The sequence below is a fragment of the Lactiplantibacillus modestisalitolerans genome (assembly GCF_005405425.1).
Lineage (GTDB): Bacteria > Bacillota > Bacilli > Lactobacillales > Lactobacillaceae > Lactiplantibacillus > Lactiplantibacillus modestisalitolerans.
Genome location: NZ_BJEA01000010.1, coordinates 61,414 through 88,281, shown reverse-complemented (window position 1 = coordinate 88,281; position 26,868 = coordinate 61,414). Strand labels below are relative to the sequence as shown.

18 protein-coding genes and 1 riboswitch are annotated in these 26,868 nt (G+C 49.5%); of the genes, 7 read left to right on the top strand and 11 right to left on the bottom strand.

Annotation, left to right across the window (positions count from 1 at the left end; translation table 11 throughout):
* Nucleotides 1–50: 50 nt before the first annotated feature.
* A complete protein-coding gene (locus FFM79_RS06640; protein WP_137642687.1) occupies nucleotides 51–689 on the bottom strand; it encodes an SDR family oxidoreductase in 639 nt (212 codons plus the stop codon).
* A 137-nt stretch (nucleotides 690–826) separates the two neighbouring features.
* Here FFM79_RS06640 and FFM79_RS06635 point away from each other — a divergent pair, with 137 nt between their 5' ends.
* A complete protein-coding gene (locus FFM79_RS06635; protein ID WP_137642686.1) occupies nucleotides 827–1,348 on the top strand; it encodes a GNAT family N-acetyltransferase in 522 nt (173 codons plus the stop codon).
* 241 nt (nucleotides 1,349–1,589) lie between these two features.
* Here the strand turns inward: FFM79_RS06635 and addA are convergent, their stop codons facing one another.
* The 10 genes from addA to pyrR form a co-directional block, all read right to left on the bottom strand.
* Entirely contained in the window at nucleotides 1,590–5,372 is a 3,783-nt protein-coding gene (gene addA, locus FFM79_RS06630; protein ID WP_137642685.1) for a helicase-exonuclease AddAB subunit AddA, read from the bottom strand.
* Nucleotides 5,365–8,982, bottom strand: coding sequence for a PD-(D/E)XK nuclease family protein (locus tag FFM79_RS06625; protein WP_137642684.1), 3,618 nt, complete (start codon nucleotides 8,980–8,982; stop codon nucleotides 5,365–5,367). Before FFM79_RS06625 ends, addA begins: the two co-directional genes overlap by 8 nt.
* A gap of 284 nt (nucleotides 8,983–9,266) precedes the next feature.
* Complete coding sequence (gene pyrE, locus FFM79_RS06620) at nucleotides 9,267–9,908, bottom strand: orotate phosphoribosyltransferase (protein ID WP_137642683.1); 642 nt, start codon at nucleotides 9,906–9,908, stop codon at nucleotides 9,267–9,269.
* Nucleotides 9,901–10,623: an orotidine-5'-phosphate decarboxylase gene (gene pyrF / locus FFM79_RS06615; RefSeq protein WP_137642682.1), complete on the bottom strand. Its 723-nt coding sequence runs from the start codon at nucleotides 10,621–10,623 to the stop codon at nucleotides 9,901–9,903. Before pyrF ends, pyrE begins: the two co-directional genes overlap by 8 nt.
* The gene (locus tag FFM79_RS06610; protein WP_137642681.1) at nucleotides 10,620–11,537 is read right to left on the bottom strand and encodes a dihydroorotate dehydrogenase; all 918 of its coding nucleotides are present in this window, start codon (nucleotides 11,535–11,537) and stop codon (nucleotides 10,620–10,622) included. The genes pyrF and FFM79_RS06610 overlap by 4 nt, the downstream gene beginning before the upstream one ends.
* A gap of 11 nt (nucleotides 11,538–11,548) precedes the next feature.
* Nucleotides 11,549–14,725 carry a carbamoyl-phosphate synthase large subunit gene (carB, locus tag FFM79_RS06605; RefSeq protein WP_137642680.1) on the bottom strand — a complete coding sequence of 1,059 codons (3,177 nt, stop codon included), beginning with the start codon at nucleotides 14,723–14,725 and terminating at the stop codon, nucleotides 11,549–11,551.
* Complete coding sequence (locus FFM79_RS06600) at nucleotides 14,718–15,812, bottom strand: carbamoyl phosphate synthase small subunit (RefSeq protein WP_137642679.1); 1,095 nt, start codon at nucleotides 15,810–15,812, stop codon at nucleotides 14,718–14,720. The genes carB and FFM79_RS06600 overlap by 8 nt, the downstream gene beginning before the upstream one ends.
* On the bottom strand, nucleotides 15,809–17,101 hold the full coding sequence (gene pyrC / locus FFM79_RS06595) for a dihydroorotase (RefSeq protein ID WP_137642678.1): 1,293 nt from the start codon (nucleotides 17,099–17,101) through the stop codon (nucleotides 15,809–15,811). Before pyrC ends, FFM79_RS06600 begins: the two co-directional genes overlap by 4 nt.
* Nucleotides 17,089–18,039, bottom strand: coding sequence for an aspartate carbamoyltransferase catalytic subunit (locus FFM79_RS06590; RefSeq protein ID WP_137642677.1), 951 nt, complete (start codon nucleotides 18,037–18,039; stop codon nucleotides 17,089–17,091). Before FFM79_RS06590 ends, pyrC begins: the two co-directional genes overlap by 13 nt.
* A 155-nt stretch (nucleotides 18,040–18,194) precedes the next feature.
* Nucleotides 18,195–18,737 carry a bifunctional pyr operon transcriptional regulator/uracil phosphoribosyltransferase PyrR gene (pyrR, locus tag FFM79_RS06585; RefSeq protein WP_137642676.1) on the bottom strand — a complete coding sequence of 181 codons (543 nt, stop codon included), beginning with the start codon at nucleotides 18,735–18,737 and terminating at the stop codon, nucleotides 18,195–18,197.
* A gap of 450 nt (nucleotides 18,738–19,187) precedes the next feature.
* Here pyrR and FFM79_RS06580 point away from each other — a divergent pair, with 450 nt between their 5' ends.
* The 6 genes from FFM79_RS06580 to FFM79_RS06555 all read left to right on the top strand — a co-directional run bounded on the left by FFM79_RS06580 (nucleotide 19,188) and on the right by FFM79_RS06555 (nucleotide 26,842).
* Nucleotides 19,188–20,777, top strand: a complete 1,590-nt coding sequence (locus FFM79_RS06580; protein WP_137642675.1) for a PucR family transcriptional regulator — start codon at nucleotides 19,188–19,190, stop codon at nucleotides 20,775–20,777.
* 101 nt (nucleotides 20,778–20,878) lie between these two features.
* Nucleotides 20,879–20,977: riboswitch (purine riboswitch) on the top strand.
* 85 nt (nucleotides 20,978–21,062) lie between these two features.
* On the top strand, nucleotides 21,063–22,439 hold the full coding sequence (locus FFM79_RS06575; RefSeq protein WP_371852205.1) for a nucleobase:cation symporter-2 family protein: 1,377 nt from the start codon (nucleotides 21,063–21,065) through the stop codon (nucleotides 22,437–22,439).
* A gap of 178 nt (nucleotides 22,440–22,617) precedes the next feature.
* Nucleotides 22,618–23,928 (top strand): NCS2 family permease, encoded by a 1,311-nt coding sequence (locus FFM79_RS06570; RefSeq protein ID WP_225424398.1) that lies wholly within the window; start codon nucleotides 22,618–22,620, stop codon nucleotides 23,926–23,928.
* Between the two features lie 223 nt (nucleotides 23,929–24,151).
* On the top strand, nucleotides 24,152–24,994 hold the full coding sequence (locus FFM79_RS06565; protein WP_137642673.1) for an EAL domain-containing protein: 843 nt from the start codon (nucleotides 24,152–24,154) through the stop codon (nucleotides 24,992–24,994).
* Nucleotides 24,969–25,511 (top strand): hypothetical protein, encoded by a 543-nt coding sequence (locus FFM79_RS06560; RefSeq protein ID WP_137642672.1) that lies wholly within the window; start codon nucleotides 24,969–24,971, stop codon nucleotides 25,509–25,511. Before FFM79_RS06565 ends, FFM79_RS06560 begins: the two co-directional genes overlap by 26 nt.
* Nucleotides 25,512–25,516: 5 nt before the next feature.
* On the top strand, nucleotides 25,517–26,842 hold the full coding sequence (locus FFM79_RS06555) for a glycosyltransferase family 2 protein (RefSeq protein ID WP_137642671.1): 1,326 nt from the start codon (nucleotides 25,517–25,519) through the stop codon (nucleotides 26,840–26,842).
* The last annotated feature ends 26 nt before the right edge of the window (nucleotides 26,843–26,868 follow it).

Sequence of the window (26,868 nt, the reverse complement as noted above, 5' to 3'; positions counted from 1 at the left end):
GCAAAAGGGACGCCCAGTTTAGATTACTGAGCGTCCCTTTTTTAACTAAATTAGGCTTGAACCGCGGTCGCAATCGGTGTGTCACCATTGATCAACGCAATCGTTTTGCCAACCGTTGCCGGCGTTGCAAGACTTTGAACCGCAAAAGCGGCCACGTCATCCCGGGTGATTCCGCCGCCCGCGCTTGGGTTGACCGTTACTTTACCGGTACCAGCATCGTTCAACAGGTTACCCGGCTGCAAGATTGTGTAATCCAAATGGGTTCGCGTTTTGAGCCATTCATCCGCGTAATATTTGGCAACGTAGTATGGTCGTAAAACTTGGGGCCACTGCCGCCGATCTGGTGTAAATTCGGCACTAATCATAACGTAGCGCTTTACTCCCGCCAGTTCAGCCGCTTCCATCGACTTAACGGCTCCGTCTAAGTCAATGTTCAACGTCATATCATAACCCGTTTGGCCCCCGGAACCAGCCGCAAAGACAATTGCGTCCATACCCTTAAAAGCCACTGCTAATTCTTCGGGTTGATCGAGCAAATTAAAGCCAACCGGTTCGGCACCCGCATCTTCAAATGCTTGGGCTTGTTCAGGATTCCGAATACCAGCAAAAACTTGGTCGCCCTGCGCAACGAGCTTAGAAACGATTTTGCGTCCAACCTGTCCGTGGGCACCGATAACAAAGATTTTCATTTGAGTCACTCCCGTCTATTTATAATTACTATTATAAAGGGCGGCAGTCAAAAACCCTACCAATCTGCCTTAAAGTTGTCATGTCGCGGGCATTAACCTATAATAATAAGCATTCTAATTAGAGAGCAGTGGTATTCATGTCCCAATATGTTCGTCAGGCAACTTCAGCTGATTTACCCGCGATTATGGCAATAATTGACCAAGCCAAGCAAGCCTTAGCCGCCGAAAAGATTCCGCAGTGGCAAGGGGCTTATCCCCAGGCAAGTGATTTGCAAGCTGATATTGACGCCCACGAAGCTTGGTTACTGATTGTTGACCAAAAAATCGCGGGAACCGCAACCCTCAAAACGGTTCCAGATCCTAATTATGCGCAGATTTATCAAGGTAGTTGGGTCCCAACACCGGCTAGCGGTTATACGTCAATTCACCGCATCGCGATTGCTGGGGGCTACCACGGCGCCCACCTCGGGGATCACTTTTTCAGCCAGCTCTTCACGCTCAGCTACCAACAAGGCTTCCGGGAAGTTCGGATTGACACCCATGCCAGCAATCAGCGCATGCAACACATCATTACTAAGGCTGGTTTTGATTACCGGGGAATTGTCTACATGGCTAATGACCCAGCTGACCAACGCTTGGCTTATCAAATTAAGCTTTAGCGTGAGCAATTGCGGCATAACCGTAAGATAGACGAAAAACTACAAGTTAGTAGGTCAACAAGCGGCTATGACATAAGTCACAGCCGCTTGTGCGTTACCCCATGTTAATAGCCGAAACGTGCACCAAAAGTCAGTTGGCTCCGCTTAACCCCGTAAGTCAAACAATCCAAGCCCAGGATTATTCGCCCTACGCCGTTAATGTTCACCAGCTAACCGACTTTTGGCACACTCTCTATTTCGTTCAATCACTTGCTGGAACCGTAGCGATCTCGTTCAAAGCTAATGAGTACAAACTCCGCTCAATAACTGGTTGCTGATACATCGACTTTAGGGCAGCAGCATACAACTTAATTTGCCCCGCATAGCGCGTAATCAAAGCATCCTTAGAACGGACATGGTCCGTCTTGTAATCAAATAAACGTAAGCCCGTTTCGGTTTCAAGGTAACCATCGATAATTCCGTGAATGAGGACCTTCCCATCCAGGTCGGACGCCACTTCCTTAAACAGCTTATTTGCTGGAATTAGTAGCGAAAACGGGACTTCCCGGTGGACTTTCGTGGGATTAGCCAAGATTGCTTGTCCCAACGAACTAGCATAAAAGTTCAAAATAGATTGTTGGTTAATTAACTTAGCGACCGCGGAATTTAAGACGTGGTCGGCCACGAGGCGGTCAATCGTGGCTTGCACGTTCGTCGAATTGATTGGCTGGGTCAAGTCCAATTGTTCAAGCACTAAGTGAGTCGCGCTCCCAACTTCCGCGCTCGTGGGTGCCTGCGTGGTTTGCAAGAATTGCGGTACGGCTAACTCACCAGCAACAAAGCGACTTGTCGGTTTAGCGTGTACGTGGCTAACACTCGGGTTCGGGTTCATTTGTGCCGTATCCGGATCTTCAAACATCCGCTTAGCTTCGGACACAGATTGATAGGCCGTCGTAGTCGTCGAAGCTTGGTGGGGATAATGATAATTTAATAACGCTGTAATCCGATCCTGCGTCAATTGATCAACATCAACGTCAATATTTTGCTCAACGGTTGCAATGCTGGATTGCGCCTCTGAGCCACCTTGCTCCGTTGGTGTTTCGCCCAGCGACGTTTCATCACCAACCTCAACGGTAAAATTGGCACTGGTACGTTCTAACTGGTACTCTGGCTGGTCACCATCCCAGTAGGCTCGCATGGCGGGATGCCGAATTAGGGTCGCTCCAACCCAATCCAACTGATTATCCCAGTTTTGCCGAAGTTGCGCGCTTAACACTCGTTCCGGATTATGCAAGGCTGCACGCCACTTTTGGGCTGCGTCATCCATCGAATCCACCGTTCCCACTAGGTACAGTTGTTGCTGTGCCCGGGTAATGGCAACGTATAATTTACGCATTTCCTCGGCACGCATCTTGCGGCTGACCGCTCCCTGCGTCACGATCCGCGGTAGCGTTGAATACTTAACGCGTGTCTGCGGATCGAGATAGGTAATCCCCACCCCCGTTTGCCGGTCTAACAGCGCGTTTGCCCGGGAGTCCGTTTGGTTAAACCGTTTATCCATATCCATAATGAAGATAACTGGAAATTCCAGTCCCTTACTCCCATGAATCGTCATCACGCTAACGGCTTCAGTATCCGTTTCGGCGACTGCGGAAGCTAAATCTTGGTCCTTTTCTTGCATCCGACGAATAAACCGGACAAATTGGAAAAGCCCTTTAAAACTCCCTTGTTCATAGGTATAGGCCCGTTCATAAAGAGCGTGCAAGTTTGCCTGCCGCTGTTGACCAGCTGGCATTCCGCCCACGTAGTCCAGAAAACCGGTTCGCTCATAGATCCGCCAAATCAACGTCACAATTTGGTTTCGGCGAGCTAGGTCCCGAAATTCAGTTAAATTGGTCATAAACGCATCAATTTTCGTGTAGACCTGATCAGCATAATCCGTATGGGAACTAGTTGGGTACTGGTCATAAAAGTCACGAACGGCTTGGAAATAGTCGCTCGTTTGATTCTTGATTCGCAGAAAGACTAGTTGGTTTTCATCCAAACCAACGATTGGTGAGCGTAGAACCGCAACCAACGGGATATCTTGGTATGGATTATCAATTACACTTAACAGTGCCATCATGATTCGAATTTCCGTCGTTTGGAAATAGTTTTGGGCATCGTTAACAACTACCGGAATATGGAACTGCTTAAAAATATCAATAATTGCTAGATTATGATTCCGAGTTGGTACTAGTAAGGCCGCGTCACTATAACGGAACGGTCGGTATTCCCCACTACTCCGGTCATAGATTGGATGCGCCATCTGGGTTAGTGCGATGATTTTCTGCGCCACCATTTTGATACTACCCAGTGACCGGTCCTTAATTGAGAAGTTCGTTTCGGGCTCATCAATTGCTAACGGATCAACTTCCATTTGTGGGGTGGTTGGCTGCGCTTTACCGGCTTGATAAAGTAGTAAACTAGTCGTTTGAGGCATGTCTGCCGGATAATCCTTGGGACCATATTTCAAATAAGCAGCTTGATCATACTCAATTTGTCCAACTGGTTCATCCATTAGTTGACTAAAGATTAGGTTCGTAAAATTATCAACATTTTCAACGGACCGAAAATTTTCCGCCAGTACAATCCGATCCCCATGTTCCGGATGGGTACCAAAATCACGGTATTTACCGAGGAATAACATCGGATCGGCTAAGCGAAATTGGTAAATTGACTGCTTAACATCCCCCACCATAAACATGTTGCCCGGCTCTTTACGAGCAAGCTTTTGTAGAATTGCTTCCTGCAGGCTATTAATATCCTGATATTCATCAACCATCACTTCTTCAAACTGGTCACGCAATTGCGCTAACGCACCACGGCTACTTTCCGTGTCTTGCGACAGGATGGCTAAGGCCAAGTGTTCTAAATCCGAAAAATCCAAAACGTGGCGCTTACGTTTAGCCTGCGCAAACGCGCGCTTAAACGCGAGGACCGCCTGAACCAGTTCCGCAACGACTTTTTGCGCCGCCTGCATGATGGCAACCGTCCGTTGCTCATCACTGGCAAAGTACGACTTAGCCAACGCGCCCATCCGGGTTTTAACTTCATCCACTAGTTGGCCGACTTCTTTAGCCCAATTACTCCGACTATCATCACCCTTATAGGTCTTCTTAATTACCCCGACTTTAAAACTCGTAACGAGCTCCCGCAGTGCGTCCCAATTTGCCGTTGGTAACTGCGCTTGCAAAGTTTGCACCATTTGTAGGGCCGTCGCTAACGCCGTTTGCGATTTATCTTCCAAATCAGCGGTTGTTGCAATTTCCGCCGCCCGTTGCAAGTTCGTGACCATTGCGGTCGCCTCAGTCTGCAAACTAGGCAGGAGCTGTTCGCGGTACAACCGTGTATCCGTTAACTTAGCTGCATCAAGGGCGTAATTTCCCGGGAGCGTTTCAAGCCACTTTTCCGGTTCGGGGGTCGACTGCGCAAAATCAAATACCCGGTAAACTAAGCGCCCAAGACCATCATCACTCCGGTCGTTTGAAAAGTTAGCCGTTAACTGATCAAAGGCCCCGTCCGCTTGGCCGTACAGCTTTTCTCGTACCTGATCCCAAACTTGGTCCCGAATCAATAACCCCTCGGTATTATCCGTCAACAGGCGAAAAACCGGGTCCAAGTCGATCACGTAGTAATAGCGCTGGATAACCCGTAAGCAAAACGCATCTAACGTGCTAATATTAGCAACGCCTAAGAGGTTCAATTGCTGCCTTAATTGCCGAACTTCGGGGGCCGTCGTCGTCTCCTGCGGGTGCGCCGCCAAATAAGCGGAGATTTGCTTATTGAGTTGCGCTTCCAATTTTTGCTTCATGTGTTTGGCCGCCAAATTAGTAAAGGTCACAACTAATAATTGGTCAATGTTAGTTCCCGCGGTAATCTTTTTCATAATCCGCTCGATTAAAACGGTGGTTTTACCGGAACCAGCCGAAGCGGAGACCAATAAATTATTCCCATGTTGATTAATAACGGCTTGCTGACTTTCCGTATACTGTGGTTTACCCATTATTTACTTGACTCCCTTCCAAACGCTGCTTGAGGTGTGCTAAAACTTCTTTAGCCTTCATCGGCGGTAAGTCGCGATATTGATTTTCAGGTAGCATCGCGTCAAATTGCATAATTGACAGGTATGGTGAATATTGGAGCGCCGTCTGCTTATCATTCAAGCGAATGGGGTTCAAATCAATCCGGCCCGCAAAAATCGCCTTGGCCGCCGCAACAATTAAATCACTATTATGTTGCAATAATCGCTCTAATTGTTCATTAGTCACGAGCGAGTCTGCCCGACCGCTACTGTAATCACCGCTCTTTTTCTTACTAAACGGGTACACTTTGGACGGACCGTGCACGTCTTCATCCTCCAAATCACGATCCAGGTGTTGTAACAACTGCGGATCATCAAGCAAAATTCCTTTATATTTATTTTTTTTAAGCAACGCCGTTTCAAAATCACTGCGGGCCTCCTCCGGCTTTAAGGTTGGATTTTGAATGTGCATGTACATGGCCCCTGCTAATTTAACGGCCGCCGGATCCGCATCCTCAACGATGGCAGCTTCATTTTGAAGTACCGCATCCAAGTAAGTTAACATTTGCATTGCTAAGCCATAGTAAGCTTCTTGAAAATCAAAGTTATGAGTAGAAGACTTATAGTCCACGATACCAAGGTACCGCTGATTGCCGGCCTTAATTTCATCCAGGCGGTCAATCTTACCCCGAACGTGAACACTATGCTGATCGTCCACCTTAAAATCGAGGGATTTTAAGCCGTGTTCCTGACCAACGTTCCCGAATAGCAACTCGGTTTGCCGCGGTTGCGCATCGGAAATCCGACTTTGATTTCGAATTGCAAAGGCGATTTGCTGCACGGTACTAATCAATTGCCGTTGCAAGTATGCCATTCGGTTAGAACTCGTCAAGATTGTAAACTGTGGTTCGTCAAGAACGCCCTGAGTAATTGTCGTTAAATAATCCGTCAACTGCTGATCCGTAACTTCTGCTAGGGGTTGGTGGTCATGACGAATCGCTTTGATCAACCCATCTAACACCGCGTGGAAAAATTCACCGGTACTAGCCGCAGAAAGTTCAAAGACATCCCGTTCCCGCAGTTTCAGCCCGTACTTTAAGAAATAGGCGTAGCGGTTATGATAGAATTCTTCCAACTTCGAAATTGACGTGTAAATTTGATGGCCGTATAATGCGTCAACGCTATCCGCTGTTAACTGGGTTGGCTTGTTTTGATAGCTCAAACCGGCTAATAACCGATGAGCGAGCCCCCCAAACGATGCGTCATGCGTTAATTGTTGCCGCAACCAAACCCAGACCGGTGCAATCTGAATTGGCGCCGTCGTTCGGTTGGGGTCCGTATTAGCCGTTAAAACGTCCCGATAAACCTGAACCACGTGGCTAATTGTTCGCCGCTTGGTGCTAATAAACGGCGCAACTTTTAGCGCCGTCGGGTCCGGTGCGCTCAAATAAATCCGCGGTTTCAAATCAAAATGCCGTTGAATGCGGACAACGTAATTGGACCAATTTAAATCCGACTCCTGATCATCTTTAAGCGGTGCACTTAAAAAGAGATGCTTCCGGGCAGTCAAAAATGCCAAGTAATTTAAACAACTTTCATCCCCCAATTGAACGACTGCCGAATCATTTAAATAGTGATCGCCCTCTAAATCGTCCAATCCGGCTTGCAAATTATCCTTATCCACGTCACTCAATAAATTATTAGTCATGATCCGGTCCGGCATTACTAGGTCGGTCGACCCAATCATAAAGACGACCCGCCGGTCCTGACTTTGAACCATTCCCGTTTCGGAAATCAGTACTTGATCCAAAGTTGACGGAATCTGTGAATAACTGGCCCCTTCAAACCCGGCCTGCAGTAACGCTAAAAAGTCCGTATGATCAAACGGGACGTCCCCTAATATGGTCACGTACTCGTCGAGCATCTCACAAAACGTTTGCCACGTTTGCTCCGGTTCCGCCGCCGCAGCAACATCCTGTTGGTCGAGTGCTTGATCACGCCAGGCCAATAATTGGGTCGTGACACCAGCCTGCGTTAAAAAGTTAACCAACACGGTCGCTGCCGCGCGGCCATCCGGAGCGGCCTTTAATTGTTTAAAGAACGGCGGGAAGGTGTCCGCGACGAAGTGATGAATCAAGTTAATCTGCTTTGAAATGGCCGCGTTTTTATCCGTTTCAACCCCGGCATCCCCCTCCGTTAATTGGAAGTATTGCCAGTCTTCTTTTTGGAGCCACCGGCGACCCGCGTAACCACTTTTTAAAATAAAGTTTTCCGTTAAATCGACCGCTTGGCGGTAAGCCTTACGATCCATCGGTTGACCATCAATGGTCGGTAATAATAATTCGGTTTTTAAGATCCGCATCACGTCACGGTACTGGTAATGCTGCTCATCCAAATCAAACAAAGCGTTCAGTAGTTCAACTAACGGATGGTCCGCCATCGCCCGCTGCAAGTCAACAAAGTATGGAATTTCTAACTCATGAAAGGTGGGCGCCAACATCGTTTGGTAGGCACTTAAGTGGCGAGTCATAATCAAGAAATCTCGGTAATGGTAATCATCAGCCGGATCAGCATGCTTTTTGGCCACCATCGCCCGAATTTGCCGACCAACTTGGGCCAGTTCAGTTTGGCGACTATCCGTCCGAAATAGGTGGAGGTTGCGGTTGAGTGGTTCGTGACCACTAGCTGCTTGAGGCCGCCCCCGCCAATAATCGTCCAACGCCGCCAGCCCCGGTGCAACCCGGGTCGCGGTCGCACGGATATCATTTTTCACTTGAATGTGCCGCTCTTGAGCATACTGATAAAGTCGATAGTACAACCGTCCGGATTGATAAAAAAGCGTTCCGTGGTCCGGGGCAGCATCGACCACTTTTTGATCAAGCATTAGGCTGACCGTGACGTCAGCTCCCTGTTCAAGCATCGTCGTCACAATGCCTTGCTGTTGCGCCGGCAACTGGGCAAAGCCCGCGAGCTCCAAATATACGTGAACGCCATGCAAGTTCTGACGCCGTAAATAAGCGTTCAACTGGGCCAATAAATCAGCCGGCTTTAAATACTTATCCACCGTCGCCGCAACAAAGTCGGTGTAAACAATGGCTAGATCATGTAATTTTGCCTTTAAATCGCCACCCCGAACGGTTGCAGCCAACTGGGTAACGTCCTCAGGCTGTAGGTTAGCCACCTGCAATTCATTGATTTCACGCGCTAACTGCGTTACAAAACCGGTTTGTGAAATTTCGCCACCGAACAGCTGCAGGTCCTCCGCGTGCTGACGCAAAATTCGGTATAACAGCATGTCAATTCCAGCCCCGGATAACCGTGGGACCTGATAAGCAGGGTCGTTTTTCATTAAGTACCACGCGAGCCGGGTAAACGATAAAATTTGGACCTGACTTTGCGCATACAACTCCGTTTGCCCGAATGCGGTTGCGAGCCGATTTAACACGTCCACTTCGGTATCAAACTTGATGTGGTTGGGGACTAAGTAAAAAAATTGATCATTGGGTTTCTGTTTCAATGTTGCTACCAAATCCGCCACCATCGTTGCGCGGTGGTCCATCTTGGCTGCTCCGAGTACAAATTGTAAACTCACCTAAGGTTCCCCCTTTAATCTGAACAAGTGTTCTCTTTCAATAATTGTATTATCGCATAATCAAGCGGTCGGCAAAAGGGTTAACCCCTGATTTACTTGACATTGATTGAACAGATAACGTCTTGATTATATCGCATTTAATGCGGTATTCGTGTCAAATCAAAAAAGCCGTGACATAAGTCACAGCCTCCTATGTGTTTCCAAATGTTAATAGCCGAAACGTGTGCCAAATAATAATTATCGAAACGTCGCTTCGGACATACTACTCCCCGTGACCCACAAACTTACTGCATGTCAGCGTGCCAATTTTGCGGATCTTGGCGCCAAGTGTGTAAGGAAGCTAACTCAGCATCCGTAATGTCCCCCTTGTCGCGTGCGACCTTAATGAGGGTCGCGTAATTCGTCAAACTAAACAATGGTAACTTAGCTGCTTCAAAGTTGGTCGTCGCTGCGGCTAACCCATAACTGAAAATGGAACCGACCGCTTGAATATCCCCAGCCGCGGCTTGGACTGCTTTCGCCGCCTGCAAAACGCTGCCGCCGGTAGAAATCAGATCGTCCAGCATGACCACTTTTTGTCCGGGTTTCAGAACTCCTTCAATTTGACGACCAGCCCCATGGTCCTTCGGCTTGGAGCGGACATAAATTAACGGTAATTCCAATAACTGAGCGACCCAGGCCGCGTGTGGAATCCCGGCCGTTGCCACCCCGGCAATCACTTCCGTTTGTGGATAATCCCGTTTAATAATTGCCGCGATTCCAGCTGCAATGCGCTGGCGAACCGCTGGATAAGCAATCGTCAAGCGGTTATCCGTATAAATTGGACTTTTAATGCCACTCGCCCACGTAAAGGGCGCTTGTGGGCGTAACGTAACCGCCTGAATTGTTAATAAATCATTTGCAATGATGCTTGCCGTATCACTCATGCTGACCGCTCCATTCCGTTAAAATTCGTTGATAAGCTGCAACCGGATCCGCTGCTTGGGTAATCGGCCGGCCAACTACCAAACCGTTACTCCCCGCTTTAGCGGCTGCCGCCGGTGTCATGATCCGTTGCTGGTCATTTGCCTGGGCCCAGCTCGGCCGAATTCCCGGGGTGATTCCCACAAACGCGGGACCGAGGGCCGCGTGAATCGCGCCAACTTCTTGGGCCGAGCAAATAACGCCATCACAGCCACTCGCCTGCGCAACTTGGGCGTAGTGCACGGCACTAGCCGCCACGGTTCCCGGGATTTGTTGATCGACATTCAAAATTTGTTGATTGGTTGACGTTAACTGCGTAATCGCCAGTAGCGTAGGTGCGGGTAACCCCTGAGCCTGCGCGCCAGCGACTAACCCCCGCTTAGCCGCCGCCAGCATCACGTGGCCCCCCGCCGCGTGGACGGTCGTGTAGCGAACGCCGAGCTGACCAATGACCCGCATCCCCGCTTCGACCGTATTGGGAATATCGTGCAGTTTAAGGTCTAAGAAAACGTCGTGTCCGCGCGCAATTACTGCGCGTACGATGGCGGGACCGGCGGCGTAAAACAGTTCCATCCCAATTTTAACGGTCACCGCCATTTCGGCGGGAAACTGGTCCAGAAACGCTAACGCGCGTTGCTCCGTTGGAAAATCAAGGGCAATGATCACCGGTCGCTTCATCCCTGCACCTCCGTAATTAACTGGCTCAAACTGCCAATCCCGTACTGGTCCATCACCGCAGGTAAACCGGTAATGATATCCGTGCAGGCCGTTGGTTGGCCGTACGTTGCCGCACCGACTTGGACGGCGTTAGCCCCCGCCAAGTAGAATTCCAAAACGTCCTCGGGAGTGAAAACCCCGCCAACACCAATAATTGGTAGCTTCGTTTGTTGCCGAACGGCGTGAATCATCCGCACTGCTAGCGGGTGAATGGCCTTACCTGAAAGGCCGCCGGTGCCGTTCGCTAAAATTGGCTGGCGCGTCTTCAAATCAATCCCCATCCCGGTCAGGGTGTTAATCATCGTTAAACCGCTAGCCCCACCAGCTTCCGTGGCCTGGGCAATTGGGACGATATCCGTCACGTTTGGCGTAAGTTTCATGAAGACCGGCTTATTAACGGCCGTTACAATCGCACTCGTCAACCGCTGAACCGTCTGCGGATCGGTCCCAAACGCCAACCCACCATGCGCGACGTTCGGACACGAAATATTGATTTCCAATAACTGCACGTTGGGTGCGCTTGCCATCCGTTTAGCAACCGCCACGTACTCGTCAAAAGTCGCGCCGGCGACACTCCCCACGATTGGTAAGTTGGGGTAGTGTTGCGCTAACCACCGTAATTTTTCGGCTAAGACGTTGTCAATTCCTGGATTTTTAAGGCCAATCGCGTTCAACCAGCCCGCCTTAGTCGGTGCCGTCGTTGGGCGCGGATTACCTTCCTTAGCGTGCGCCGTCGTTGATTTGATCACGAACGCCCCAAGCGCACCTAAATCTAATTGTTGCGCCATCGATTGGCCGTACGCGGCCGTCCCGCTGGCTGGCATCACTGGATTTGCTAATTCAACCCCTGCTAAATTTACACTTAACCGTCCCACTTTGGTCCCTCCTATAATGCTTGCGTGACAAATGATTGCGATTCCCGGACTTGTAAAATTGCCGCCACCGTATCTAGGGCGGTAAACAGCGGAATTCCGTGTGCGATCGAAGTATTCCGAATCAACGCACCGTCGTCAGCCGCCTGTTCTTCATCCGAAACCGTATTAACGACCACCTGAATTTCACCGGCTTCCATTTGGTGGAGTAAATCGTGTTCGCCGGTATCAATTTTATCGACCACCACCACTGGTAAGGCGTGCGCTTGAAGGTACTTCGCCGTGCCCGCCGTTGCCAGTAACTGATAGCCCAATGCGTGGAACCGTTGGGCTAACTTCAAAGCTTCGGGCTTATCATCATCCCGAACCGTAAACAGAACGTTTCCGTGACTCGGCACGTGTAACTTCGCCGCTTCAAAAGCTTTGTAGAGGGCCTTGGCCATCGTCTGGTCGCTCCCCATCACTTCACCAGTCGACTTCATTTCTGGTCCTAATAGACTGTCAACGCGGTTTAACTTCGAAAACGAGAAGACCGGCGCCTTAACGTGCACCAACCGGCTAACCGGTGCTAGCCCATCGTGGTAGCCTTGCTGGTGCAAGGATTCGCCCAAAATAACCCGGGTCGCTACTTGGGCCATTGAAATTCCGGTCACCTTACTCAAAAACGGTACCGTTCGACTCGCCCGTGGGTTAACTTCAATCACGTAAACCTGCTCGTCGTGGATAACAAATTGAATGTTCATCATCCCAACACAGTTGAGCGTCAATGCCAACTGTTTCGTATAGGTCACAATTTGTTTTTGGACCGCGGCAGATAACGATTGGGGCGGATACACCGCCATCGAGTCCCCCGAGTGAACCCCGGCGCGTTCGATGTGCTCCATGATACCCGGAATCAAAACGGTCTGGCCGTCACAAATTGCATCCACTTCACATTCCTTACCAACTAAGTAGCGGTCGATCAAAACCGGATGGTCGTGGGAGACCTTAACCGCGTTGTGCATGTAGTGGTCCAAGTCCGCCCGCTTCTTAACGATTTCCATCGCCCGGCCACCCAACACGTAACTCGGCCGTACCAGAACTGGGTAACCCAGCTTATCGGCAATCTGTAAGGCCGTGGCTTCGTCACTAGCCGTATCGCCAGCTGGTTGTGGAATCCTCAAAGCCTTAATGACCTTATCAAACTCATCGCGGTCCTCGGCACGATCCACATCCGTCACACTCGTCCCCAGGATTTTAACCCCGTGGTCGGCTAGCGGTTGGGCGAGGTTGATGGCGGTTTGGCCCCCAAATTGTACGATGACCCCAACGGGCCGTTCCAATTCAATTACGTTCAACACGTCTTCGAGGGTGAGCGGTTCGAAGTACAATTTATCCGAAACGGAAAAGTCGGTTGAGACCGTCTCCGGGTTACTATTCATAATAATCGCTTCGTAACCCGCCTTTTGAATCGCCTTAACCGAGTGCACCGTCGCGTAGTCGAACTCGACCCCCTGACCAATTCGGATTGGACCAGAACCCAATACCAGTACGGACGGGCGCTCACTTACAACACTCTCGTTTTCCTGTTCGTAAGTGCCGTAATAGTACGGCGTTGTCGATTCAAACTCACCCGCACAAGTATCCACCATCTTATAAACTGGCTCTAATTGGTGCCGTTGCCGGAATTGCCGGATTGCAGCGGGCGTCTCATGCCAGTAGTCTGCGACCGTCGCGTCCGCAAAGCCGTTCCGCTTCGCAGTCGTCAACGTCTCCAAATCATCCACGTGCGTCGCTAGGGCCCGTTCAATTTCGACAATGTGCAGTAACTTATCCAGGAAAAAAACGTTGATTTTAGTCAGTTCTGCTAAGTCCGTAATCGGATAACCACGGCGGATAGCCTCCGCTAAGTAGAATAAGCGGTCATCCTGGGCGTGAATCAACTTATCACTTAAATCGTCGTCACTGACCGTCCGTAAAGCCGGTTCTTCCACGTGATGCACGCCAATTTCTAACGACCGCACCGCTTTGAGCGTCGCTTCTTCAATATTGCGGCCAATCGCCATGACTTCCCCAGTCGCCTTCATTTGGGTACCCAGGCGGCGGTCCGCCTTAGTAAACTTATCAAATGGCCAGCGTGGAATCTTGCATACCACGTAGTCTAAAGCCGGTTCAAACTCCGCGTAGGTCGTCCCCGTAACCGGGTTCTTGATCTCATCCAAATGCAAGCCGACCGCAATCTTAGCCGCCATCTTTGCAATCGGGTAGCCGGTCGCCTTGGAGGCCAGGGCTGAGGAACGGCTGACCCGCGGATTAACTTCAATAATGTAGTATTTGAAACTATTCGGATCGAGGGCCAACTGGACGTTGCACCCTCCTTCGATTTTAAGCGCCCGAATAATCTTTAGCGCCGCATCCCGCAACATTTGGACTTCGCGGTCCGCTAACGTTTGAACGGGGGCGTACACGATTGAATCCCCGGTATGAATACCGACCGGATCAAAGTTTTCCATGTTGCAGACGACCATCGCGTTGTCGGCGGCGTCACGCATCACTTCAAACTCAATTTCTTTGTAACCCGCAATGCTCTGTTCAATTAAAACCTGGGTCACCGGTGAAAGCGCCAACCCATTTTCAGCAATCGTGCGCAATTCCGCTTCAGTCTCGGCAATGCCGCCACCAGTACCCCCCATCGTGAAGGCTGGCCGGACGATGACGGGGTAGCCCGAATCATCCGCAAACGCTAAGGCCTCAGCGACCGTATGCGCAATCCCTGAAGCTGGGACCGGCTCACCTAATTGCTCCATTAAGTCCTTAAACTGCTCGCGGTCCTCAGCCTGATCGATTGCGCTCAGCTTAGTCCCCAGCAATTCAATATTTAATTCATCTAATATCCCCGACTTGGATAATTCCATCGCCATGTTCAGCCCTTGTTGACCACCTAACGTCGGTAGGATTGCGTCTGGGCGTTCTTTCCGCAAAATCTGGGAAACAAATTCTAAGGTAATCGGTTCAAGGTAGACCTGATCCGCCACTTCCTTATCGGTCATAATCGTTGCGGGGTTCGAGTTGACCAGGACCACTTCGTAATCCAGTTCCTTTAAGGCTAAGCAGGCTTGGGTTCCCGAATAATCAAACTCAGCGGCCTGGCCAATAATAATTGGGCCGGACCCAATCACTAAAATCTTATGAATATCTGTGCGTTTAGGCATTGAATTTGCTTCCTTTCCGGGCAACTTGGTGGGCTGCCATCAACTCAATAAATTCATCAAAAATGTGGTCCGCATCGTGGGGACCCGGCGCAGCGTCCGGATGGTATTGAACGGAAAAGGCTGCGTATTCACGGTGGCGTAACCCTTCAACGGTGCCGTCGTTAATTTCTTCGTGGGTCACCATTAAGTCCGTCGCAGCTAACGAATCGCGATCAACCGCGTAACCGTGATTTTGCGACGTAAAGTCGATGCGCCCGGTTGCAATTTCGCGGACCGGATGGTTAAAGCCCCGGTGCCCAAACTTCATCTTAAAGGTATTGGCGCCGTTGGCTAACGCAAATAACTGGTGACCCAAGCAAATTCCAAATAGTGGGATTTGCTTTTCAATTTCTCGAATCATTGGGAGTGCACTCGGCACGTCCTTCGGGTCACCAGGCCCGTTGGTCAGCATCACGCCGTCCGGATTAAGCGCCATGATTTCGGAAGCGGTCGTGTTATACGGTAGCACCGTTAAATTACAGTTACGCTTGGCAAGCTCGCGTAGAATGGAGTGTTTCAAGCCAAAGTCCACGACCACGACGTTGGGCCCCGTAGATGGGTTCGGGTACGCGTTATTCGTCGAACTTTCCGCGACCACCGCCGTTCCGAGTTCCGTGACCTTCAAGCGTTCAACCGTATCGGGAAGCACTTCGTCAACGATGGTTGCCTTCATCGCACCCTTTTCACGGATGTGCTTCGTCACCGCGCGCGTGTCAATATCAGTAATCCCCGGAATTTGATTTTGCTTTAAGTAATCATCAAGCGACATCTCGCTACGCCAATTGCTGGCACGCCGCGCGACCTCGTGAACGACAACGCCCTTACAAGTTGGTTTGATGGATTCATGGTCGTCGCGATTGATGCCGTAGTTCCCGATTAAGGGATAGGTAAACATTAGAATTTCGCCGTTATAGGATTGATCCGTAATCGACTCTTGGTAACCGCTCATGCCAGTGTTAAAAACGAGTTCGCCCACCGTTGCCTTAGCGGCCCCAAAACCGGTCCCTTGATAAATGGTGCCGTCTGCTAATACTAAGTATCGTTTCATTTTTGCCGGTCCTTTCCGTAAACCACTTGGCCGTCAACCAGGGTCATTAAGACGTCACCCGTCACTTGCCAGCCAATAAACGGCGAGTTGTGACCCTTCGAGTACATCGAAGCCGCGTCAATCGTATAATCGTGGGTCAAATCAATAATCGTTAAATCCGCAGCGGCGCCGACCGCAATCCGACCAGCATCCGGCAGCCCAAATAATTCAGCGGGCCGGGTACTCATTAATTCAATTAGCCGGGCCAAGCTAAGCAAGCGGGGCTTAACGAACGCGGTGTACATCGTTGCAAAGGCCGTTTCGATTCCCGTAATTCCAAACGCAGCGGTTCGCATGCTACCAGCCTTTTCGGCGTCCGTATGGGGTGCATGGTCGGTCGCGATAAAATCAATGGTCCCGTCTAACAATCCCGCCACCAGCGCCGCGCGATCTTTTGGTGAGCGTAATGGTGGGTTCATTTTCAACATTGGGTTGTCCATCGTAATGTCCGTATCCGTTAATAACAAGTGGTGCGGGGACACTTCGCAGGTCACATTAATGCCGGCTTGCTTGGCGTTCCGAATCACGCGTAAGCTTTCCGCCGTCGATACGTGGCAGACGTGGTAGTGTACGCCACTCGCTTCGGCTAACATGACATCCCGGGCAACCTGGGCCGCTTCCGAGACGTTATTAATCCCCGGTAACCCCAACCGGTCAGCCACCGGACCAGCGTTCATGACGCCGCCCTGGTAGAGTGAATCGTCTTCAACGTGCGCGGCCAATGGCAAGCCGGCCTTGGCCGCCCCGCACATCGCTTGGTACATCGTTCCCGCCGTTTGAACCCCCGAACCATCGTTACTGACCGCAAATGCACCAGCTCGTTTAACTCCCGCAAAGTCAACTAATTCTGAACCAGTCCGGTCCTTAGTAATGCTGGCATATTGGGCCACGTGGACGACCGCCGCCTTTTGATTACGAGCGACCATGGCCGCCACCCGCTCCGGCGTATCCGGAACCGGCACGACGTTCGGCATTGCCCCGACGGTCGTGAAGCCGCCGTGGGCCGCCGCCAGCGTCCCCGTTGCAATCGTTTCTTTAGCCGTTTGACCGGGTTCACGTAAATGAACGTGGACGTCAACTAATCCGGGACTCACAAAGTGCCCGTCCGCACAGATAACTTGATCCGCCGGGCCAAAATCGCGGTTTAAGTGTTGTCCGATGCCCTTAATGCGGCCCGCTTCAATTAAAATATCCGCTGAAATTAACCGTTCACCGTCTAAAATACGTGCATCTTTAATTAAGGTTGCCATGTTGACGCCTCCGTTTTAGTTATCGTTAATAGGTCGCGTTGCGCTAAGAGCTTGGCAATCATTGCCATCCGCACGTACACGCCGTTTGCCATTTGTTGGAAAATTCGCGATTGGGGTGCTTCCACTAAGTCACTCGCAATTTCCACGCCCCGGTTGACCGGTGCCGGGTGCATAATGATTGCGTTTGCCGGCATTTTCGCCGCCCGCGCCTTCGTTAAACCGTATTGCTGGTGGTAAGTGGCCGCGTCAAACGCTTCATTATTAGCTTGCGTTAAGCGCTCGTGTTGCACCCGCAGAAACATTAAAACGTCCATTTCGCTTACCAAAGTATCTAATGGTTGATAAGTCCCGTACTGGTCAAATTCTGCGTGGGTCCACTCTTCCGGGCCACTGAAGAAGACTTGTGCTCCCAATTGATTCAGTAGCATCATGTTCGAGCGCGCCACCCGTGAATGGGCTAAATCCCCGATAATCGCCACCTTAAGACCATCGAAATGGCCGAATTCTTCGTAAATCGTCAGCATATCTAACAAGGATTGGGACGGGTGTTGACCGCTCCCATCACCGGCGTTGATCAAACTCAGCGTTAAATCGCTCGTCGTCAACGGTTGGTAATACCGGTCGCGTGGGTGCCGAATCACCGCCAAGTCAACGCCGATTGCTTGGACCGTCTTCAAGGTATCGAGCAAGCTTTCACCCTTCGTTACCGAGCTGGTTTTCGGATCAAACGGAATTACCTGCATCCCTAACCGCCGTTCAGCCATCTCGAAGCTGGTATGGGTCCGGGTGCTGTTTTCAAAAAAGAAGTTCATTGCAAAACACGGTCGCGCTAACTGAACCGTCTGCCCGTGCTTAAACGCCTGCGCCGAACGGATAAAGTCCAGAACGTCCCCATTCGTTAATTGATCAACGCTTACGATATAATTCTGCTTTTGCATGCTCTTTTGCCGTCTCCTTTTAGTTAATGCCAGAAAAAAAGTCTAACCCTTGCAATCATTTTGTTTGCAAAGAGGTTAGACTCCGATCAAGTGGCCACGCATGGCCCAACCGTTTCGTTCCTCTCTGGAAACAATTAAATGGTTAGTTATTCAAATTATTCATCCAATTTTACAATACTAATCCCGTCATGGCCGTCGTATTCTTCAATCGCCACGGCAACCTGTTCGTCGAGGGCGGTTGGAATATTTTTACCGATGAAATCGGGCCGAATTGGTAATTCGCGGTGACCGCGATCAACGAGGACCGCTAGCGAAATTTTAGCTGGCCGGCCGTTATCCATTAACGCGTCCAAGGCCGCCCGGACCGTCCGCCCCGTAAAGAGCACGTCGTCCACCAAAATGATGTGCTTCCCGGTAATATCAACCGGAATTTCCGCACCGTTTAACTTAGCTTGACCCGCCACGTCAACGGCGTGGTGGTCATCACGATACAGCGTAATATCCAAAGAACCAACTGGCACGTCGACCCCTTCTAACTGCTTTAGTCGCTGAGCCAAACGTTGGGCCAAATAAATTCCGCGCGTCTTAATCCCAATAAAGACCAAGTTACCGACACCTTTATTTTGTTCGATAATTTCATAAGTGATTCGCGTTAAAGCCCGGCGCATGGTCATTGCGTCAACAACTTCTCGTGCCATTCTTCGTCAGCTCCATTTCTGTTTTGTTCGCGTCGTTTAGGTCCGAAAAAAAGGGCCACCCATAGCCTGTAAGCGTTGGGAGACCCTGCAATTTATCCGTTCCCCTTGTTAGCCTCACAGGACTAAGTTAAAGGCGCTTGTTTAATTGAAATAAGTGTATCGAACTCGTTCCCCACTGTCAAGCAGGATTTCTGATTAATTTATTAAACGAAAAAACTGGGCTTATTAAAATAATTGTTGCGGGCTAACCGCTAACCCGGCCACCCACATAAGTAATCTAATCAACTAGATAACCGATTAATAATCAACGACCTGCCAAACGGTGGGCTGCTAACCGGAAATCGCCATTAATTCATTAGTTTTTAATCTTTTTTTCATTTAATTATAGTCAAACTATCAAATTATCGGTATACTACTTGTGAAAGATAACTAATTTTAGGGGGCACGTCCATGCGTTTACAAACACTCTTAGAGACACCATCGATGCAGCAAATGCGCGTCATTGCGGGTGAACGCGGGTTAAATCGCGAAATCAATAACATTGGTATGATTGAATCCCCCGATATCGCCAACTTTTTGGCTGCTGGTCAATTCTTAATTACGAATGGCTACCCCTTCATTAACACGGCCACCGATCCAACCACCTTAATTAAAGCGATGCACGCGGCTAACTGTGCCGGACTTGGTTTTAAAGACCACCGTTACGTTGACCACCTCTCGCCCGCCGTGATTAAGCTCGCCAATGAGCTCGCGTTTCCGATTATTATTACCCCCGCCAACGAATTAATTTCGGAAACGATGCGTAAAATGTCCCGCATTATTTTAAACTCACAAACGGCCGAGCTAAGCCGGATTTTAGCGGCTAACCAAACGTTGGCCGACTTGCTTTTAAAGGATCCGTCACCCACAACGGTTCTTAACAAGTGTAGCGAACTGATCGATCACGCGCTCTTTTTAATGGATAGCCATTTTCGCGTTATCAGCGGCTCGCAAAACTTACCAATGACCCGCCGCGCCCTAACTGAATTTTTGCGCCACCAAACCGACGTCGACTACTTCAACTTGAATAGCCAGATTACGATTGCTTATCAGCAGTCCCAATTAACGATTACCCCGCTCTTTTCGGCTTACAAAGAAAATAAAGCTTTCGTTGGCATCGTGGACCTCGATCCCGGTAAGGCGACCGATCAAATGTTGACCCAGGTCGTCTTAAATACGCTGAGTTTCTTTAATAGCCGGGTCGACATGTTGAACGAATCGGCCTTTCGTAATCAAAGTGGTTTCTACTTAAACGTGATGGACGGCGGTATTTCCAACGACCTGATCAATAAAAACTTAAAGGCGCAAGCGATTGAGCCCAGCACTAAATTCCACTGTGCGACGGTCCTCGTTACGACCAGCCACCAAAGTCTGCTCAGTAACCACCTGTTGGAACAAGTTCAGCAACTGACCCTCTGGTTTATTAAGGAGTACCAGGCGCCGGTCATCGTTTTTTCCTTGAAACAACAGCTCGTTTTACTGATCAACGAACACCAAAACGCCCAGCACTTCCTGACGGCCCTCGTTCAGTTTATTCAGCCTAAACTGGATAAACAGTCGCGCTTGATCGTTGGTTATAGTTATTCCGTCTTACCACTCACGGAACTAGCAACGATTTATAACGAAGCGGCCGAAGCCTTGGCGCTAAGTAAAAATGGTCCGGAAGCGGTCACGATTTACCGGCCGAAGTACGTCAAAGAACTGATTTCGTTGATTCCCGATAACGAGGCCAAGTCCTTCGTGGACCGCGTTTTAGGTGGTCTCGTGGGCGGGGTCAGCGCCAACGAGCAGCTCAACCTACTCAATACCCTGTACGGCTACTTTTACTACCATCAAAACATTGCCGAAGTCGCTGGTCACCTCGATATTCACCGGAACACCGTGATTTACCGACTTAAAAAGATTGAGAAAATGCTTGGCTTCACCCTTGACGATCCCGAACAAACCCAAACGTTAGAGATGGCGGTCTTGTTATGGCATAACCAGCCCACCCAAAAGTGAACGTTTACATTTTTAAATCTGCCAAATAAATCGATTTCACGAACATTAAATCATCCGCAAAAATTTGTTTTCGGGTTTTATTTGTGTTAGAATAACTTCCATTCTAATAAAATGTGATTGCCTATATAATGTCATAATATGGTTGACGAGTTTCTACCCAATCCCGTAAAGATTGGACTATAAGCAAACGAGGCCACTCCCCGTTTGTGGGAGTGGCTTTTTGTCTACTTTTAAGCCCGCCCGCTTAACCGGCAATCCTCACTTTATAATTAAGAGAGGAAGATTATTTTGAAGAAAGTTGCGCAAACACCAAAAATCTCAAACGTCAAAGCGGCCGTGCTCGGGTTTCAGCACCTGCTGGCCATGTATTCAGGGGACGTGCTGGTGCCATTATTAATCGGGGCCGCCCTCCACTTTTCAGCTCAACAACTGACTTATCTGGTGTCAATCGACATCTTCATGTGTGGGATTGCGACTTTCTTACAATTAAAGCGCACGCCACTAACTGGGATTGGCTTGCCAGTCGTTTTAGGCTGTGCCGTTCAAGCCGTTAACCCGTTAATTCAAATTGGCAAAACGTACGGTCTCGGAACGATGTACGGCTCAATTATCGGGGCTGGGATTTTCATCTTCCTAATTGGTGGGTTATTTTCCAAAATCAAGCACCTATTCCCGCCGGTCGTGACCGGTTCCCTAATTACTATTATTGGGTTCACCTTAATTCCAGTGGCCTTTGAAAATCTGGGTGGTGGTGACGCAACCGCCAAGAACTTCGGTAACTTACAAGCGCTCGGCATCGGCTTTTTAACGATTGCCGTCATCTTAGTCCTGAGCGTCTTCGGTAAGGGGTTCTTGAAGTCCATTTCAATTTTAATTGGGATTCTGGTCGGAACGCTAGCCGCCGGTGCCGTTGGGATGGTTTCACTCCAACCGGTCGCTGAAGCGAGCTGGTTCCACCTGCCAACCCTCTTTTACTTCGGCACTCCCCACTTTGAATGGTCCTCAATCTTAACGATGATTCTCGTTTCCTTAACAACGATGGTGGAATCGACCGGCGTCTTTTTTGCCCTAGGCGACATTACCGGTCGTAAAATTGAAAGTGCCGATTTAAAACGCGGCTACCGTGCGGAAGGCTTAGCCGTTATCTTAGGGGGGCTATTCAACACCTTTCCTTACTCAACCTTCTCCGAAAACGTTGGCGTTGTCCAACTTTCCGGGGTCAAAACCCGGAAGCCAATTTACTTCTCGGCGGCTTTCTTAGTTCTACTAGGATTGCTTCCAAAAATTGGGGCGCTTGCGACCGTTATTCCGAGTCCAGTCCTCGGTGGCGCGATGATCGTCATGTTCGGGATTGTTGGGATTCAAGGCGTGCGGATGCTCGCCCAAGTTGATTTTAGCAATAATAACAACTTATTAGTTGCGGCGGTTTCCATCGGCCTCGGCCTGGGCGTAACCGTCCAAACGAACATCTTCCAGTTCTTACCCGCATCGCTGCAAATCATGCTTAGTAACGGGGTCGTTGTTGGTAGCCTTGCAGCGGTTCTCTTGAACCTCATCTTCAACCACCGCCCGCGGCCAACCCGGCGTCAACCACAGGAAGTCCAGTCAACCAAGCGGTCCGCGGTGAAAGCTCCGGCGGGCCAATTGAACGAAGCTCATTAAAAATTTAAATAGGTAACTTTAAGCGAGTGCGCCAAAAGTCAGCTGACTTTTGGCGCACTCTCCTTTTTTTAATCGGTAATAATTGGTTGCAAACGCGCCCAAGCTATCACCAATAAAAGCAGTATGTTATACTGGATAATTGTTTGATTGTTAACTTTTTATAAATTTTTAGGAGTGAATCAATATCATAGAGCAATTATTTCATTTACGTGCGCACCGCACTTCGGTCCGCCGTGAGTTCGTTGGTGGCTTAACCACCTTTCTCGCGATGTCCTACATTTTAGCCGTTAATCCCGAACTATTAGGTAGTACCGGGATGCCTAAAACGGCCGTATTCACCGCCACCGTTTTGGCCGCGGTCGTCGGCTGTTTATTGATGGGCCTCGTTGCTAACTTTCCCGTGGCCTTAGCCCCCGGAATGGGTTTAAACGCCTTCTTCACTTACACGGTCGTTCAAGAATGGCACATTCCGTGGCAAACCGCCTTGGCGGGCGTTTTCGTTGCCGGGATTTTGTTCATTTTACTAACGTTATCCAAACTCCGGGACAAATTAATCAATTTAATTCCGAGCGCCCTCAAATACGCGGTTTCCGCCGGGATCGGTTTATTTATCGCTTTTTCTGGCTTTCAAACTTCCGGCATCATTGTGGCCGATAAGTCAAACGCGGTCGCACTTGGTAACCTTCACGATCCGGCGGTCCTCCTCGCAATTTTTGGGATTATCGTTGGCGTCATGCTGGTGACGGCCAACGTCACCGGCGGAATCTTCTGGGGAATGTTTATCACCGTCATCGTTGGGATGATTTTTGGCATCATTCCCTTACCATCAAGCATTATCGGTGGGGTGCCAAGCGTTCAACCAATCTTCGGGCAAGCTGTGATGCACCTCAGTGACATCAACTCCTTCCAGATGATCATCGTCATCCTGACGTTCTTCATTATCGGGCTCTTCGATACGTCGGGCACCTTAGTCGGGGTCGCCACCGAAGCCGGCATGGTCGACCACCAAACTGGTGAAGTCAAGGGGGTTGGTAAGGCGCTTTTCAGTGGGGCGCTCGCAACCACGATTGGCTCACTCTTTGGAACGTCACCAACTACGGCCTACGTTGAATCAACTTCCGGGGTCGCGGTTGGTGCTCGGACCGGCCTCTCATCAGTCTTCGTCGCCCTATTATTCGCGGTGGCGGCGTTCTTCTCACCGTTACTGACCGTCATTACGTCCGCGGTTACGGCTTCGGCCTTAATTATCGTCGGTATTTTAATGTTGTCGAACGTGCAATACATTGATTGGACTAAGTTTGAGATTGCGGTTCCAGCCTTTTTTACTATGGTAATGATGCTGCTCACTTACAGTATTTCTGAAGGCCTCGCCGTGGGCTTCATTTTCTACCCGATCACGATGAGCGTGAAGGGCCGGTGGCGCGAAGTCAACCCACTCATGTGGACGATGATGGTCGTCTTCATCCTCTACTTTGCGGTCACCGCCTAATCATTACCCAAAACTATCAAGCCGACGCTTGGTAGTTTTTTTATATCTGTAAATAAGCTGACTTTAATAACCACCCTTAGCAGTCATTACCGGCCTCCTACCTAACAACCTTAGAAATCCAATTGAAAAGCACTGCACTTTACCTTATAATATTATTTGGTTTAAATGTATTAACCTTTAAATTTAAATAACTATTATTAATCAAAACATAAGGAACGATAAGATGAACTTACATATACTGAGCTACTGGCTCATCATTTTAACCATCATCATGGCCCTAGCATTTGTTGGCCTGATTATTGGTTACTATTGGTATTCACGAAAGAATAGCAATAACTACTTAGAAAATCACACCATTCAATTACGGTACTTCATTCAAAAACAGGTCGACTACCGGCAACGGATCACCGGCTACGAATGTTTATTACGGCAACAAAATCCCGATGGTAGCTGGTCCTTACCGCCTCAGCTAGATTCACTTCCCCTCCAACGCGTTATTTTTCTATTAGAAGAAACTTTCAAATCGCTACCGGACACCGACATTACCCTTTCGATCAACTTAGCTTATGATCAAATCGTCAGTCCGGAATTTTTGTACTTCGTTCGCTGGGCCATCGCTAAAATTGAACCCATGCACCTCGCAATTGAATACAGTCCCCAGTACCAACCCGACCACATTAACCGGGCCCTGTTGCGTCGCCGCATTCAGGCCGCCCGGCAATACGGGATGAGCTTTAGTATTGATAACGTCGGCGCCACCCTTAACAACCTCAAGCAGATTCAATGGTTACTTGCCGACATCGATGTGCTCAAATGTTCAATGCGGTCGTTTCGGAAAGAGGACCCTTCCGTTTGGCTGGACCTTAATTTACAATTTTGGAATCAACTTTCAAAACGCAACAATATTGACCTCGTTCTGATGGGCATTGAAAACGAGGCGGACGAACAACTAGCCGAGCAACTACAAATTGATATTCGCCAGGGCTACCTGTTTGGGCGGCCAACCAGCCCTGAACAACTGACAAACGGAGGAAAGTTAAGTGCCAACAACGAAATCGAAAACTAACCCTAAAACGACTGCATCCGAATCGACGGCCGTTCAAGCTTATACGGACCATTACTTTGAGCGGGGTCACTGGCTATTAAAAATTTGGCAGACCATCGTCGGCTTAATCGGCTGGCTAGCAGTGTTCATTCCCATCATCGCAACCGGCTTGTCCTTTTGGAGCCAGTACGATTCACGGGTGCCGCGTCTCTGGTCGTACCGGGAAGGGGTGTTCGAAATCAAATTCATCGGCATTATCCTGCTATTTTGTTTCGTTTTTGCGGCCCTCTTCACCCTCACCATGACCATTATTCAAAATCGGAAACGCGACCGGTTGGTGGAACAGTGGCCAACCTACAACCCAATTACGCAAAAGCGCCGGCAACAACTGCTCGCTCAGTTTATGACGACGCGTTTCGGCACTCCGGAATTTCGACAGAACGTTCGGACCTACCACGTGAAACCGGAACAAAATTTAGATACCGACGCCATTCGAAAATTATACCAAGACCACGATTTAGACGAATTGGATGAGTGACCCCCATGACAAATTTATTTATTGACCACCTATTAGAAGCCACCGCCTGGCAAACGGCCGTTAACATCGGCCTCCTAATTTTATGCCTGTACCCAATTACCGGTTCGTTCTTCTGGTTCTGGGGAGCGTTATCGTACCGGTTTTTCAAACGTAATCGCCGCGACCAAGACTGGCACCCGCTGCCCCCCGCCGAACAACCGTTAATTACCATCATGATTCCCGCGCATAACGAGGAAGTGATGATTGCTGATACCATCAACTACCTGTTTCAGCAACTGCACTACCAAAACTTTGAAGTGTTAGTCATGGACGACGGTTCGACTGACGATACGGGCGCAATTTTAGCGGAACTCCAAACGCACTACCCGCGCTTACGCGTAATCACCATTGAAAAAAATCGCGGTAAAGCGCACGCCTTTAACATTGGCATGTACTTCGCAAAGGGCGACTATATTCTAAGTAACGACGCCGATTCGTTACCGGAGCCAGACGCACTCATGAAATACATGAATTTCTTTATTCACGACCGTGATATGAACACGTCGGCCGTTACCGCAAACATGGACGTTCAAAACCGAACCAAGCTACTTGGCAAATCGCAAACGGTGGAATTTTCGAGTATTGTCGGCGTGATCAAGCGGAGCCAGTCCGCCATTAACGATGCGATGTACGCTTACAGCGGAGCCAATACCCTGTACAAAAAGCAGTTCTTAATCGACGTCGGCGGCTTCCGTCAAAATCGAGCAACCGAAGACATTAGTATCGCTTGGGATCATCAAATGGTCGGGGCAGTTCCCCAGTTTGCGCCGAACATTGTTTTTCACATGAACGTGCCCACCACGATCCGCGACCTTTACCGGCAACGGCGCCGGTGGGCCCAAGGTGGGACCGAGGTTTGGTTAACCAACCTGAAGTCGTTTCTACTTCACCCTTGGCAACACCGTTACCAACTTTCCATGTTCTTCGATTCAACGCTCTCAATTATTTGGTCCTTTTTCTTCATCATTACGTCGATCATGTTCATCATTTTAATGCTGTACTTTGCGCTAACGGGTAACTACGAACGGGTTTACCACGGCTTTATGATGGCGTTCATTTTCGTAACTTTTGAAATGCTAGCCGGTTGCATGCAACTCCTGGCCGCCCTACTGCTCGATCACCACGCGGCGAAGCTAAAATACTGGTTTTTCGCTCCGCTTTATATGTTGTTCTACTGGATGATCAACCCGGTTACCGTGGTGATGACGGTCATTCCAGCGCTCAAAACCATTTTAGGGTTTGGTTCCGGAACCTGGGTCAGCCCGAAACGTCAAGCCTTCAAAAAGAGATAATGGGACGTAAAAAAGAGAGTGTGCCA